The sequence below is a fragment of the Sphingomonas sp. BK235 genome (assembly GCF_004345855.1).
Classification (GTDB): Bacteria; Pseudomonadota; Alphaproteobacteria; order Sphingomonadales; family Sphingomonadaceae; genus Sphingomonas.
Genome location: NZ_SLXN01000002.1, coordinates 389,364 through 401,981 on the forward strand (window position 1 = coordinate 389,364; position 12,618 = coordinate 401,981).

Here is a 12,618-nt window from a genome sequence, read left to right on the forward strand (position 1 = left end):
CGAGGGGGCGCTCAGCGATGGTTCGCGGCGCGCGTCAGGTTGAGGAAGACGTCCTCGAGGTCGGGCTCCTTGGTGGTGACGTCGACGATGCCATAGCCGTCGGCCTGTACCGCGCCGAGCACCTCGCCCGCGTTGACCCGGTCCTTGGCGTAGGTGATCTCGAGCGTGCGCGTACCCTTGAGCGCGATCTTCCCGAAACAGGCGTTCTCGGGCACCATCGCGACGTCGCGGTCGACCGTGACCGCAACCACCTTCTCCTGCGCCTTGCCGACCAGCTCGGCGGTCGGCTCGTTGGCGATCACACGGCCGCCGCTGATGATCGCGATGCGATCGCACAGCTCCTCCGCCTCCTCGAGATAGTGGGTCGTCAGCACCACCGTCACGCCCGCGTCGTTGAGGCTGCGGACATAGGTCCACAGCTGCTGTCGCAGCTCGATGTCGACGCCCGCGGTCGGCTCGTCGAGCACCAGCACCGGCGGCGCGTGGACCATCGCCTTGGCCACCATCAGCCGGCGCTTCATGCCGCCCGACAGCGTGCGCGCATAGGCGTTGGCCTTGTCCTCGAGATGGACCGCGCGGAGCAGCTCCATCGAGCGCCGCTCCTTCTTGGGCACGCCGTACAGCCCGGCCTGGATCTCGAGCGTCTCCACGGGGGTGAAGAAGGGATCGAACAGGATCTCCTGGTTGACGATCCCGATTGAGGCCTTGGCGTTGCGCGGGTGCGCGTCGATGTCGAAGCCCCAGATCTCGGCGCTGCCGCTGGTCTTGTTGACCAGCCCGGCAAGGATGTTGATCAACGTCGACTTGCCCGCGCCATTGGGGCCGAGCAGCCCGAAGATCGAGCCGCGTGGCACCTCGAAGCTGACCCCGTCGAGCGCGCGCTTGCCCGGCGCGCCACCGACGCCCGCGTAGGTCTTGCACAGGTCCCGGATGGCGATGGCGGCGTCGGTCATGCGCGCGAGGTAGGCGCGCGCGCGGGGCTTGCCAATCCTGCATGCGGCGGACGCGGCGGGATTGTCTCGGGCGGCGCTGCTTGCTAGTCGCCTCGGCCATGCTGCCGCCGCCCGAACTCGTCCGCGTCTCGCAACCCCGCGTCGCCTGCGACGGCGCGAGTGACATCCCCGGCGGCGCCGCGCTGGGCCATCCGCGCGTGTGGCTCCAGATCGACGAGCACGGCTATGTCGACTGCGGCTATTGCGACCGCCGCTTCGTGCTGATCGGCGGCCCCGCCGACGGCGCCGACCACAGCCAGCTGCCCGACATCGCCGAGGGCGCCAGCCCGCAATAAGCGAGTTGATGTTGCGGGGGTGTCGCTTCGAGGGCGCTCGACCCCCGCTTGGCAGGATGCCGCCACGACCTCTCTCCGTCATCCCGGACTTGTTCCGGGATCCACGGTCCGGACTCAAAAAGGCTCATTGTCGCGGAAGCCACTCGCCCCCGTCATCCCGGCACGAGGCCGGGATGACGGTGACGAAGCACTCAGCTGCCTTTTGGGTCCGGAACCACGGGTCCGCAAGAGTAACGTCTTAGGCGTGAGCGGCCCGGTGGATCCCGGAACAAGTCCGGGATGACGGAAGATGATGAGGGTCGCGCGCGTCTCGCACCGATCTCCGGGGTGTGGCGGCGGCCGACACCGCGAGCCCGAACGTCACTGCCAAGCAGCATCGCACCACCTGACGAGTGGCGCGCGCCCCTCCGCGCTCCTATCTTGGCGCGATGACCGACCCGCGCTCCTTCCTCTACCGCGACTCGCTCGACCCGGACGCGGCGCTGCGGCTCACCGCCGCCGCGCTCGACCGTGCCGACGACGGCGAGCTCTACCTGCAATATCGCCGCGCCGAGGCGTTCGGCTTCGACGACGGCCGGCTCAAGACCGCGAGCTACGACACCCACGCCGGCTTCGGGCTACGCGCGGTCTCCGGAGAGATGACCGCCTTCGCGCACGCCAACGAGCTCAGCGCCGCCGCGATCGAGCGCGCCGCCGCGACGATGCGGCTGATCGACCCCACGGCGCAGCCGCGCGCCGCCGCGCCCGCGCGCACCAACCAGCGCCGCTACACCGACGCCGACCCGCTCGATCTCGTCCCCTTCGCCGACAAGGTCGCGCTGTGCCAGGCGATCGACGCCGCCGCGCGCGCGCGCGACCCGCGCGTGGCGCAGGTCTCGGTCGGGCTGTCGGGCACGTGGAGCGTGGTGGAGATCGTCCGCCCCGACGGCTTCGTCGCCACCGACGTGCGCCCGCTGGTGCGGCTCAACGTCTCGATCGTCGCCGAGCAGAACGGCCGTCGCGAGACCGGCAGCTTCGGGCTGGGCGGGCGCTATCTCTACGACACGCTGTTCGAGCCCGCGACCTGGCACCGCGCGATCGACGAGGCGCTGGCGCAGGCTTTGGTCAACCTCGAGTCGGTCGCCGCGCCCGCGGGCGAGATGACCGTGCTGCTCGGCGCGGGCTGGCCCGGCATCCTGCTCCACGAGGCGATCGGCCACGGGCTGGAGGGCGACTTCAACCGCAAGGGCACCAGCGCCTTCTCGGGACGGATCGGCGAGCGGGTCGCCGCGCCGGGCGTGACGATCGTCGACGACGGCGCGATCCAGGACCGCCGCGGCAGCCTCACCATCGACGACGAGGGCACGCCCACGAGCGAGACGCTGCTGATCGAGGACGGCATCCTGCGCGGCTATATGCAGGACCGGCTCAACGCGCGGCTGATGGGAGTGGCGCCGACCGGCAACGGCCGCCGCGAGAGCTTCGCGCACGCGCCGATGCCGCGCATGACCAACACCTTCATGAAAGCGGGGCCGGACGACCCCGCCGAGCTGCTGTCGCGGGTCAAACGCGGCATCTTCGCCAAGTCGTTTGGCGGCGGGCAGGTCGACATCGTCTCGGGCAAGTTCGTCTTCTCCTGCACCGAGGCCTATCTGGTCGAGGACGGGCGGATCGGCGCGCCGATCAAGGGCGCGACGCTGATCGGCGACGGGCCGAGCGTGCTGACCAAGGTGCAGGGCGTCGGCACCGACTTCGCGCTCGACGAGGGCGTCGGCATGTGCGGCAAGGGCGGGCAGAGCGTTCCCGCGGGCGTGGGTCAGCCCTCGCTGCTGATCGGCGGGCTGACGGTGGGCGGGAGGGCGTGAGCGTTTAGATACCGGTCAGTAGCATGTCGAAGGCGGCGACGATGTCGAAACGGTAGGTGGCGAGCGAGTCGATCGGCGTGCGCAATTCACTGCGCCGGACCGCCGTGGCGAATTGTGTCACCAGCATATGCTTCTCGCCGAAGACGTCGAAAATCGGGTTGAGCCGCGCGCGCGCTTCCGGTGCCCGGGCGATCGGAAGAAGCGGTGCGACGAAGCGAGTCGCCAAATGGCCCAGCCCTTCGGCCTGACAATCGACCAGGAGCTCGCCCGAGGCGGAGCGGAACACGTCGTACTGAGGCATCAGAACAGGCGATACCGCTCCAGCGGAAGCCCGTTCTCCTCCACCCAGCGATTAACCGATTCGGCCCAATCCCGGTTCTCTTCCTTCCAGCGGCGGTTCAACTCAGCGCTGGTCGCCGCGCGGATCGCCGCCTCGGCCACCTGCGACAGGTTGATCCCCGCTTCGCGCGCGGCGGCGACGACGCCGGTGTCGATCGTCATGTTGACCGATCGGCGCTTGCCCGAGGCGATGCGATCATGCTTCATGCGCGTAGATTATGCGCATGCCCCAGGCGCGTCAAACCGGAGCCAGCCCGCCATGGCCGAGTTCTTCCCCGCGCTCACTGCCGAGCATCGCGCCTTCGTCGCGCGCCAGCCGGTGTTCTTCGTCGCCACCGCCGCGGCGGACGCTCGGATCAATCTGAGCCCCAAGGGCATGGACACGTTCCGCGTGCTCGATGACGCGACCGTCGCTTATCTGGATGTCGCCGGGTCAGGGAACGAGACCAACGCGCACCTGCTCGCCGACGGGCGCATCACGATCATGTTCTGCGCCTTCGACAATCCGGCGCTGATCTTTCGCATCTACGGCCGCGGGCGCGCGGTGCTGCCGCAGGATCCCGAGTGGGGTGACCTCGCGCCGCGCTTCACGTTGCTGCCCGGGACGCGGCAGATCTTCGTCGTGGCGGTGGAGCAGGTGCAGACCTCGTGCGGCTGGGGCGTGCCGCACATGGCGTTCGAGCGGGAGCGCGCCACGCTCAACAAATATCACGCCGCCAACCCCGACTCCGCGCGCTTCGCCAAATATGCGGTGCGCACGACCAGCATCGACGGGCTGCCGGTGCGCAACCCGACCGTGGTGCCCGCCTGATGGCACTGGTGGAGCTCGGCCGCTACGACCGCAACCTCGCCAACATCCTGGTCGGCCGGCTCGAGTCCGAGGGGATCGACGCGCTCGCGTTCGACGGCGGCGCCTCCATCGCCGACGGCAGTTGGCTGCTCATCCCGGTGCGCGTGATGGTGGACGAGGACGATCTCGCCGCGGCGCGCCTCGTGGCGGAGGGTGCCTGATTTTCGGGCACGTCTGTGGCGGTGCACAAAAGTTTAACAGTGGTTAACGGGTTGTTTGGCCAATTGCTCGCCGGCGACGTCGTCACTTCCCGGTCTCTCGTCCTCCCTCTACCACCCACCACGTCATCCCCGCGACAGCGGGGATCCAGACACGCTGACGCTGGCGCTTGGAGCCGAGATGCTAGTGTTTATGGATCCCCGCCTGCGCGGGGATGACGAAGGGTGGCGCGGCGGCGGAACGAACCGGGCCGCCCTCGGCCCGGCCGATCTGCGCTCCCACAGCATCTCCCCCACAACTGGCACGCGCCTTGCGAAGCGTCTCCACGGGTAAACGCAAAGGGGGCGCGATGAAGCTGGTCATAGCGATCATCAAGCCGTTCAAGCTGGACGAGGTGAGGGAAGCGCTCACCGGCGTCGGCGTGGCGGGGATGACGGTGTCCGAGGTGAAGGGGTTCGGTCGGCAGAAGGGCCAGACCGAGATCTACCGCGGCGCCGAGTACAGCACCAACATGGTGCCCAAGATCAAGATCGAGATCGTCTGCGGCAGCGACATCGCCGACCGCGTGGTCGAGGCGATCCAGGCCGCGGCCAACACCGGCGCGATCGGTGACGGCAAGATCTTCGTGCTCGACGTCGGCCAGGCGGTGCGCATCCGCACCGGCGAGACCGACGACAGCGCGCTGTGAGGGGGGACGGGATGACAGTTTCACGCAAGATCGCCGCTGCGGGGGCGGTGGCGACGATCGCGGCGCTGGCCGCGGCGCCCGCGCTGGCGCAGGCCGCCGGACCGGTGCGCGCGCCCAATGCCGAGCAGATGGCGACGATGGTCAACAAGGGTGACACCACCTGGATGATGATCTCGGCCGCGCTGGTGCTGATGATGTCGGTGCCCGGGCTCGCGCTGTTCTACGGCGGGCTGGTGCGCACCAAGAACATGCTCAGCGTGCTGATGCAGGTGCTGATGATCGTCTCGGTCGCCAGCCTCGTCTGGGTGAGCTGGGGCTACAGCCTCGCCTTCACCAGCGGCAACGCCTTCGTCGGCGGGCTGTCCAAGGCATTCCTGACGGGCGTCGATGCGAGCTCGCTCGCGGCGACCTTCAGCAACAACGTCTATATTCCCGAATATGCGTTCATCTGCTTCCAGATGACCTTCGCCTGCATCACGCCGGCGCTGATCGTCGGCGCCTTCGCCGAGCGGGTGAAGTTCACCCCGCTGCTGGTGTTCGTCGTGCTGTGGCTGACGATCGTCTATTTCCCGATGGCGCACATGGTGTGGTATTGGGCCGGCCCGGACTTCCTCGCCGATGCGCCGACCGACGCCGGCCTGCTGTACGGCTGGGGCGCGCTCGACTTCGCCGGCGGCACCGTGGTCCACATCAACGCGGGCATCGCCGGGCTGGTGGGCTGCCTCGTGATCGGCAAGCGCCACGGCTACAAGAGCGAGCCGATGCCGCCGCACTCGCTGACCATGACGATGATCGGCGCCTCGCTGCTGTGGATCGGTTGGTTCGGCTTCAACGCGGGCTCCAACCTGGAAGCGACCGGGGTCGCGGCGCTCGCCTTCATCAACACCTTCGTCGCCACCGCGGGGGCCGCGGTCGCCTGGGCGGTGATCGAGCAGGTGGTGCACAAGAAGCCGTCGCTGCTCGGCGGCGTGTCGGGCGCGGTCGCGGGGCTGGTCGCGATCACCCCGGCCGCCGGCTTCGCCGCGCCGATGACCTCGATCATCCTCGGCATGGTGGCGAGCGCGGTGTGCTTCTTCTTCGTCACCACGGTGAAGAACAAGCTCGGCTATGACGACACGCTCGACGTGTTCGGCATCCACTGCGTCGGCGGGATCGTCGGCGCGATCGGGACCGGCATCGTCGCGGCGCCGTCGCTCGGCGGGCAGGGGTGGTTCGACTACACCCAATTCCCCTCGGTCGCGGGCAGCTACGACATGGCCGGCCAGGTCTGGACCCAGATCAAGGCGGTGGTGCTGACGCTGGTGCTGTCGGGCGGCGTCTCGGCGGTGCTGTTCCTCGGCATCAAGGCGACGATGGGGCTGCGTCCCTCGCTCGAGGTCGAGAGCGAAGGCCTCGACATCAACGAGCATGGCGAGCGCGCCTACAATTACTGACGAGTTCGCGGGCGGCGCCTCATGCCGCCGCCCGCCCACGACGTTCCTCCTGCGGACGCACCTCGGCCCGGTATGGCGACATACCGGGCCGCTTTTTGCTTTCCAGCGTCGGCGTATACCTGCGCGCGCCGGTGCCACGTAGGTCCACGCGTGCGGTCCCGGGCTCGTGTGACCATCCGACGCCCGGTGACGATCGCTATGCTGCACCCATGCTGCGCCGCACGATGGTCAAGCTGCCGGCGAAACGCTATAGGAGAGCGAGAGCCGGGCGACCCCGGGACACGTGGCACCGGCTCCAGACAGGAGAGGATGTGCCATGACGACGATCAAACATGTCGGCGAGCAGGGCGCGATCGTGGCGGGCGCGGTCGCGGTCTTCACCGCGGCGGTCTTTCTCGCGCAGGTCGTCGCCGACGCGGTGGTGTTCATGGGCGAGTGGATGATGAACTGAGCCGCCTTGCCGCGGCTGCGCCACCATGGCGCGGCCGCGCGCCTCAGCTCGGCAGGCGAATCTCGAACAGCGTGGGCCAGCGCTTCCCGGTGACGAACAGGCGCCGCTTCGTCGCGTCCCAGGCGATGCCGTTGGCGACTGCCTCGCGGTCGCTCGCACCCACCTCGGCGACGATCGCGCGCAGGTCGATCACGCGGGTGACGCGCCCGCTCGCCGGATCGATCGCGACGATCACCGGCTGATGCCAGACATTGGCGAGGATCTCGCCATCGACCCATTCCAGCTCGTTGAGCTGGTCGATTGGTCGCCCGGCGAAGGTGACCGGCAGCGTGCGTCGCACCGCCAGCGTGGCGGGATCGTGGAAGGTCAGCGTCGCGCTGCCGTCCGAACGGATCAGCGCGGTGCGATCGCTCGTCAGCCCCCAGCCCTCACCCTGATAGCGCACGGTGCCGCGCGACCGCAGCGTCGCGGGATCCCAGCGATGCGCAATGCCGTCGTGCCAGGTGAGACTGACCAGCTGATTCTTCCACGCCGCCAGTCCCTCGCCGAACTGCGCCGCGGGCAGGGCGGCGCGGCGCACCACCTTGCCGCTGGCGAGATCGACGCGGCGCACGTCCGACTGGCCCTCCAGCCCGACGCTCTCGTACAGGGCGCCGTCATGCCAGATCAGCCCCTCGGTGAAGGCGGCGGTGTCGTGCGGGAAGCGCGCGACGACCTGCGGGACGACGATCGGCGGACGCGGCGCGGCAGCGGGCGGGCGCTGCGGCGCCGCGGACGTTTGGAGCGCGGGCGCGGCCGGCGCGGCGGTCGCGGTCAGGGCGAGCAGCGCGAGGGCCAGCCGGCGGGTCATGGCGCGCATCGCTACGCCCGCGCGCGCGCCGCGGCAAGCCGGTGCGGGATCAGCGCGTCGCGGTGACGAAATAGTCGAGCGCGGTCGATGTCCCCAGCGCGAACCCCTTGGTTCCGAGCGTCAGCCCGGTGACGTCGGTCACCCGCAGCCCCGCGTCCGCGATCATCGCGCCCAGCTCGTCCGGCGTCAGGAACTTGTCCCAATCGTGCGTGCCGCGCGGGATCTGGCCCAGCGCCTCGGCCGCCTCGACCAGCGCGGCGCGCGACAGCCAGGTGCGGTTGGGCGTGCTCATCACCAGCAGCCCGCCCGGCGCCACCGTGGCCGCCAGCCCCGCCACGAACGCCCGCGCGTCGGCGACATGCTCGACCACCTCGAGCGAGGCGACCAGGTCGAAGCTCTCGCCCGCCACTGCCTCGACCCCGCCGGCGCGATAGTCGATCGTCAGCCCGCGCCGCGCCGCATGGTCGCGCGCCACCGCGATGCTCTCCGCCGCGGCGTCGACCGCGGTCACCGCCGCGCCCAGCCGCGCCAGCGGTTCGGCGAGCAGTCCCGCGCCGCAGCCCATGTCGAGCGCGCTCTTCCCCGCCAGCGGCGCGAACGACCGGTCGTCGAGGTCCCAGTGGCGATCGACCGCCGCGCGCAGGTAGCGCAGCCGCACCGGGTTGAGCCGGTGCAGCATCGCCGACGATCCCGCCGGATCCCACCAGTCGCGCGCCAGCCGACCGAAATGGGTCGCCTCCTTCGCCACCACCGAGGCGTGGTGCGGCGAAGTGGTTGCGGTTGTTACGCTTGCGTCGGTCATGTGCGCTTCCTATCAGGACGCCCCTCTTCACCCAAGGCGTTTGGATACGGCATTGGCGCGGATCGTCATGAAGTTCGGCGGCACCTCGATGGCGGGGATCGAGCGTATCCGCTCGGTCGCGGCGCGGGTGAAGCGCGAGGTGGCGGCCGGCAACCAGGTGGCGGTGGTGGTCTCGGCGATGGCGGGCGAGACCGACCGCCTGGTCGGCTTCTGCCGCGAGGCCTCGCCGCTGTACGACGCGCGCGAATATGACGTCGTCGTCTCCGCGGGCGAGCAGATCACCAGCGGGCTGCTCGCGATCGCGCTCCAGGCGATCGACGTGCCGGCGCGCTCCTTCCTCGGCTGGCAGCTGCCGATCTGCACCGACACCGCTTTCGCCAAGGCGCGCATCGACACGATCGACACCGCCACGCTGGAGGAGAGCTTCGCCGCCGGCGCGGTGGCGGTGATCCCGGGCTTCCAGGGCGTCGCGCCGGGGCAGCGCATCACCACGCTGGGGCGCGGCGGCTCGGACACTTCGGCGGTCGCGGTCGCGGCGGCGATCCGCGCCGACCGCTGCGACATCTACACCGACGTCGACGGCGTCTACACCACCGATCCGCGGATCGTGCCGCGCGCGCGCAAGCTCGCCAAGGTGACCTACGAGGAGATGCTCGAGCTCGCCTCGGTCGGCGCCAAGGTGCTCCAGACCCGCTCGGTCGGGCTGGCGATGAAGGAGAAGGTCCGCGTTCAGGTGCTGTCGTCGTTCACCGACGCGGACGCACCGATGGCGGACACATTGCCCGGGACGATGATCGTCGGCGAAGAGGAGATCGAGGAAGTGGAACGCCAGCTCATCACCGGCATCGCGCACGACAAGAACGAGGCCAAGATCACGCTGACGCGCGTGCCCGACCAGCCCGGCACGGTGGCGAGCATCTTCGAGCCGCTGGCGGCGGCGAACATCAACGTCGACATGATCATCCAGAACATCGCGCACCAGAGCGCGAGCAACGGCGCGAGCAGCACCAGCGCGACCGACGTGACCTTCACCGTCCCCGCCGCGGATCTGGCGCGCTCGATCGAGGCGCTCAACCAGGCGCGCGAGGCGATCGGCTTCGGCGAGCTGATCCACGACACGCGCGTCGCGAAGATCAGCGTCGTCGGTGTGGGGATGCGCAGCCACGCCGGCGTGGCGAGCACGATGTTCACCACGCTCGGCGCGCGCGGGATCAACATCCAGGCGATCTCGACCAGCGAGATCAAGGTCTCGGTGCTGATCCACGAGGACGAGACCGAACTCGCCGTGCGCGTGCTCCACACCGCCTACGGGCTGGACGCCGAGGCGGCGTAGTCGTTGCGCCACCCGACTCCTGAAGCAAGCGCGTCGGCCGACCTCCACCCTTACCGTCATCCCGGACGTGTTCCGGGATCCACGGTTCGGCGCTGCCAACGGCCTGAGCGTAAGCGGCACGGTGGATCCCAGAACACGTCCGGGATGACGGCATGTTGCGCCAGGTTCGCTCAGTAGGAACCCAGCTCCGACGCCCCCGCCCGCTCTTCCGAGGTCGTCGCCTGGAACCCCAGGGTCGCGCGACTGCTCGGTGTACCCGCGACGTCGGCGATGAGATACAGCGGCCGCCGCTTCGCCTCGATATAGAGCCGGCCGAGATACTCGCCGATCATCCCCAGTACGAACATCTGAATCGCCGACAGCACCACCACCACCAGCATGGTCGAGGTCCAGCCCTGCACGCGCTCGCCGCTGAAATAGCCGAAGGCGATATAGAACAGCAGCAGCAGCGAGCAGCCCGCCAGGATCACCGACAGATGGCTCGCCCAGCGCAGCGGCGCGGTGGAGAAGCCCGTCACCGCGTCGAGCGCCAGCCGCACCATCTTGCCGAGCGGATAATTGGTCTCGCCGGCGTGGCGCTCGGCGCGATCATAGGCGAACGGCACCTGGCGGAAGCCGACCCAGGCGACCATGCCGCGGATGAAGCGCGCCTGCTCGGGCAGCGACAGCAAGGCGTCGAGCGCGCGCCGCGTCATCAACCGGAAGTCGCCGGTGTCGAGCGGGATCGGCGTGTCGGTGACGCGGTCCAGCACGCGATAGAAGGCCGCCGCGGTGGCCTTCTTGAAAAGGGTCTCGCCCTCGCGCTTGCGCCGCACCGCATAGACCACGTCGGCGCCCTCGCGCGCCATCATCACGCGCATGTCGGCGAGCAGCTCGGGCGGGTCCTGCAGATCGGCGTCGATGATCAGGATCTGCTCGCCGGCGCACAGGTCCAGCCCAGCGGTCAGCGCGAGCTGATGGCCGTGGTTGCGCGACAGGTTGATCGCCACCACGCGCGGATCGGCCGCGGCGAGCCGCCGCATCGCCGCCCAGCTGTCGTCGCGCGAGCCGTCGTTGACGAGCACGATCTCGTGATCGTCACCCACCGCGGCGCGCGCCGCGGCGGCGACGCGCGCGTGAAGCAGCGGCAGCGTCGCCTCCTCGTTGTAGCACGGCACCACCACCGACAGAGCGGGGCGGCGCAGCGGCGCGGCGGCGGGAGGCACGAGCGGGGCGGGAGCAGTCGGCGCGATCGGCGCGGGCGCGGGCGGGAACATGGGACCCACGCCTTAGGGTCTGTACTCAGTCGCAGCAAGGATCGTGATCGCCCGCGCAAGGCCGCCCACGAGGAGCGCAGCGCAGCCGGGTAGCTGCGCTACCCGCAAGCAAGCGACGATGCTGGGCGGCCTTGCGCGGGCGACCGCTTCGCGGCGGGCGGCTTTTGGCGCCATGCGGCGTCGCGCGTCGGTCACGATGCATGAGCATCGCTCCCTCCTTGCTCCTAGCCTGGCGCCAAAATCCGCTCCGTCACGACCTTGCTGCGATTGAGTACAGACCCTAATCCATGGTCAGTCCTTCGTCACGACCTTTACCAGCCGGCCCGGCGCGAGCCGCGCGCCCTCGTCGAGCGCGTTGAGCGTCATGAATCGCTCGCGCTGGAGCGACTCATAGGCCATCTGCCGCGCGAAGGTGTCGACCGTGTCGCCCGCGCGCACGGGGCGGATCCGGATCCGCTTGCCCGATCCCTTGGCGTCATAAGCCATGCCGTCGAGCGCGCGCAGGAAGGCGGTGTCCTCGGGCGGCGGATCGACCAGCGGCTTGCCGGTCTGCTCGGCGAGCTGCGCGGCGCGGCGCACGCGATCGGCGCCGTTGGGGTGGGTCGAGGCCCAGCTCGGCAGTTGCTGCCCGCCGCGCCCCGCCACCGCGGCCTGGAGCCCGGTCTCGGCGTCGAGCGAGGCGAGCATGTCGGCCGCGGCATAGGGATCATAGCCCGCCGCGGTGATGTAGCGCACGCCCAGCGCGTCCGCGGCATATTCCTGCTCGCGGCCGTAACGCAGCGTGTAGAGCTGCGCCCCGCCGCGCGCGACCGAGCCGGCGAGCTGGCCCGCCGTACCGCTCCCCACGACCGCGCCGACCACGCCGGCGACGACGCTGCCGATCGTCGCGGTGCGGTTGCGCGCGGCGCTGTGGCGCGCGGCGACATGGCCGACCTCATGCCCCAGCACCGAGGCGAGCTCGGCTTCCGAGTTCATCAGTGCGAGCAGCTGGCGCGTGACATAGACATAGCCGCCGGGGATCGCGAAGGCGTTCTCGACGGGCGAATCGAGCAACGTGATGGTGAAATCGTCGCGCGCGTTGGACAGCCCCGACTGGACCGCGACGCGCTTGCCGACGCGCTCGACCAGCGCGACCTGCGGCCCGGTGTACCGCCCGCCGAACTCGCGGACGAGCTGGGGATCGGCCTGTTCGCCGGTGGCGCGGTCGCGCGCCGAGATCGACTGCGCCGCCGCGGGCAGCGCGGTCACCAAGGCAGCGGCGGCGAATAGCTGTCGGTACATCCCGGATCCTCCCGTCCCCGACACAATGCCACAGCGGCGCGGCG

Annotated in this window: 15 protein-coding genes; 8 read left to right on the plus strand and 7 right to left on the minus strand. The window is 69.9% G+C overall.

Annotation, left to right across the window (positions count from 1 at the left end):
- Positions 1 to 11 precede the first annotated feature (11 nt).
- Entirely contained in the window at positions 12 to 953 is a 942-nt protein-coding gene (locus EV292_RS07400) for an ABC transporter ATP-binding protein (RefSeq protein ID WP_132908559.1), read from the minus strand.
- A 98-nt stretch (positions 954 to 1,051) separates the two neighbouring features.
- On the opposite strand from EV292_RS07400, the gene EV292_RS07405 reads away from it, so the two are divergent.
- A complete protein-coding gene (locus EV292_RS07405; protein WP_132908859.1) occupies positions 1,052 to 1,288 on the plus strand; it encodes a zinc-finger domain-containing protein in 237 nt (78 codons plus the stop codon).
- A 428-nt stretch (positions 1,289 to 1,716) separates the two neighbouring features.
- Positions 1,717 to 3,132 (plus strand): metalloprotease TldD, encoded by a 1,416-nt coding sequence (gene tldD / locus EV292_RS07410; RefSeq protein ID WP_132908560.1) that lies wholly within the window; start codon positions 1,717 to 1,719, stop codon positions 3,130 to 3,132.
- Positions 3,133 to 3,136: 4 nt separating this feature from the next.
- Here tldD and EV292_RS07415 read toward each other — a convergent pair whose 3' ends face one another.
- Positions 3,137 to 3,433, minus strand: coding sequence for a CcdB family protein (locus EV292_RS07415; protein ID WP_132908561.1), 297 nt, complete (start codon positions 3,431 to 3,433; stop codon positions 3,137 to 3,139).
- Positions 3,433 to 3,678: a type II toxin-antitoxin system CcdA family antitoxin gene (locus tag EV292_RS07420; RefSeq protein ID WP_132908562.1), complete on the minus strand. Its 246-nt coding sequence runs from the start codon at positions 3,676 to 3,678 to the stop codon at positions 3,433 to 3,435. Before EV292_RS07420 ends, EV292_RS07415 begins: the two co-directional genes overlap by 1 nt.
- A gap of 52 nt (positions 3,679 to 3,730) precedes the next feature.
- On the opposite strand from EV292_RS07420, the gene EV292_RS07425 reads away from it, so the two are divergent.
- The 5 genes from EV292_RS07425 (at position 3,731) to EV292_RS23340 (ending at position 7,052) form a co-directional block, all read left to right on the plus strand.
- Positions 3,731 to 4,282: a pyridoxamine 5'-phosphate oxidase family protein gene (locus tag EV292_RS07425; protein ID WP_132908563.1), complete on the plus strand. Its 552-nt coding sequence runs from the start codon at positions 3,731 to 3,733 to the stop codon at positions 4,280 to 4,282.
- Positions 4,282 to 4,482, plus strand: a complete 201-nt coding sequence (locus tag EV292_RS07430; RefSeq protein ID WP_132908564.1) for a DUF2007 domain-containing protein — start codon at positions 4,282 to 4,284, stop codon at positions 4,480 to 4,482. The genes EV292_RS07425 and EV292_RS07430 overlap by 1 nt, the downstream gene beginning before the upstream one ends.
- Positions 4,483 to 4,829: 347 nt before the next feature.
- Positions 4,830 to 5,168, plus strand: a complete 339-nt coding sequence (locus tag EV292_RS07435; protein WP_132908565.1) for a P-II family nitrogen regulator — start codon at positions 4,830 to 4,832, stop codon at positions 5,166 to 5,168.
- An 11-nt stretch (positions 5,169 to 5,179) separates the two neighbouring features.
- The gene (locus EV292_RS07440) at positions 5,180 to 6,601 is read left to right on the plus strand and encodes an ammonium transporter (RefSeq protein ID WP_132908566.1); all 1,422 of its coding nucleotides are present in this window, start codon (positions 5,180 to 5,182) and stop codon (positions 6,599 to 6,601) included.
- A 316-nt stretch (positions 6,602 to 6,917) separates the two neighbouring features.
- Positions 6,918 to 7,052 carry a hypothetical protein gene (locus tag EV292_RS23340; RefSeq protein ID WP_279432406.1) on the plus strand — a complete coding sequence of 45 codons (135 nt, stop codon included), beginning with the start codon at positions 6,918 to 6,920 and terminating at the stop codon, positions 7,050 to 7,052.
- A gap of 43 nt (positions 7,053 to 7,095) precedes the next feature.
- Here EV292_RS23340 and EV292_RS07445 read toward each other — a convergent pair whose 3' ends face one another.
- Together EV292_RS07445 and ubiG are read right to left on the minus strand one after the other, a co-directional pair.
- Complete coding sequence (locus EV292_RS07445) at positions 7,096 to 7,902, minus strand: glutaminyl-peptide cyclotransferase (protein ID WP_132908567.1); 807 nt, start codon at positions 7,900 to 7,902, stop codon at positions 7,096 to 7,098.
- A 49-nt stretch (positions 7,903 to 7,951) separates the two neighbouring features.
- On the minus strand, positions 7,952 to 8,704 hold the full coding sequence (gene ubiG, locus EV292_RS07450; RefSeq protein ID WP_132908568.1) for a bifunctional 2-polyprenyl-6-hydroxyphenol methylase/3-demethylubiquinol 3-O-methyltransferase UbiG: 753 nt from the start codon (positions 8,702 to 8,704) through the stop codon (positions 7,952 to 7,954).
- A 52-nt stretch (positions 8,705 to 8,756) separates the two neighbouring features.
- Between ubiG and EV292_RS07455 the strand changes: the two genes are divergently transcribed.
- Positions 8,757 to 10,037: an aspartate kinase gene (locus EV292_RS07455; RefSeq protein WP_132908569.1), complete on the plus strand. Its 1,281-nt coding sequence runs from the start codon at positions 8,757 to 8,759 to the stop codon at positions 10,035 to 10,037.
- A 170-nt stretch (positions 10,038 to 10,207) separates the two neighbouring features.
- Here the strand turns inward: EV292_RS07455 and EV292_RS07460 are convergent, their stop codons facing one another.
- Entirely contained in the window at positions 10,208 to 11,221 is a 1,014-nt protein-coding gene (locus EV292_RS07460) for a glycosyltransferase family 2 protein (protein ID WP_132908860.1), read from the minus strand.
- A 363-nt stretch (positions 11,222 to 11,584) separates the two neighbouring features.
- The gene (locus tag EV292_RS07465; protein WP_132908570.1) at positions 11,585 to 12,574 is read right to left on the minus strand and encodes a M48 family metalloprotease; all 990 of its coding nucleotides are present in this window, start codon (positions 12,572 to 12,574) and stop codon (positions 11,585 to 11,587) included.
- Between the last annotated feature and the right edge of the window lie 44 nt (positions 12,575 to 12,618).

Excerpts from the sequence above, each read along its gene's own strand:
- ubiG (WP_132908568.1), bottom strand. The coding sequence starts at position 8,704 with ATGACCGACGCAAGCGTAACAACCGCAACCACTTCGCCGCACCACGCC.
- EV292_RS07405 (WP_132908859.1), top strand. The coding sequence starts at position 1,052 with ATGCTGCCGCCGCCCGAACTCGTCCGCGTCTCGCAACCCCGCGTCGCC.
- EV292_RS07400 (WP_132908559.1), bottom strand. The coding sequence starts at position 953 with ATGACCGACGCCGCCATCGCCATCCGGGACCTGTGCAAGACCTACGCG.
- EV292_RS07435 (WP_132908565.1), top strand. The coding sequence starts at position 4,830 with ATGAAGCTGGTCATAGCGATCATCAAGCCGTTCAAGCTGGACGAGGTG.
- EV292_RS07425 (WP_132908563.1), top strand. The coding sequence starts at position 3,731 with ATGGCCGAGTTCTTCCCCGCGCTCACTGCCGAGCATCGCGCCTTCGTC.
- EV292_RS07440 (WP_132908566.1), top strand. The coding sequence starts at position 5,180 with ATGACAGTTTCACGCAAGATCGCCGCTGCGGGGGCGGTGGCGACGATC.
- EV292_RS07430 (WP_132908564.1), top strand. The coding sequence starts at position 4,282 with ATGGCACTGGTGGAGCTCGGCCGCTACGACCGCAACCTCGCCAACATC.
- EV292_RS23340 (WP_279432406.1), top strand. The coding sequence starts at position 6,918 with ATGACGACGATCAAACATGTCGGCGAGCAGGGCGCGATCGTGGCGGGC.
- EV292_RS07420 (WP_132908562.1), bottom strand. The coding sequence starts at position 3,678 with ATGAAGCATGATCGCATCGCCTCGGGCAAGCGCCGATCGGTCAACATG.
- tldD (WP_132908560.1), top strand. The coding sequence starts at position 1,717 with ATGACCGACCCGCGCTCCTTCCTCTACCGCGACTCGCTCGACCCGGAC.
- EV292_RS07415 (WP_132908561.1), bottom strand. The coding sequence starts at position 3,433 with ATGCCTCAGTACGACGTGTTCCGCTCCGCCTCGGGCGAGCTCCTGGTC.
- EV292_RS07465 (WP_132908570.1), bottom strand. The coding sequence starts at position 12,574 with ATGTACCGACAGCTATTCGCCGCCGCTGCCTTGGTGACCGCGCTGCCC.
- EV292_RS07445 (WP_132908567.1), bottom strand. The coding sequence starts at position 7,902 with ATGACCCGCCGGCTGGCCCTCGCGCTGCTCGCCCTGACCGCGACCGCC.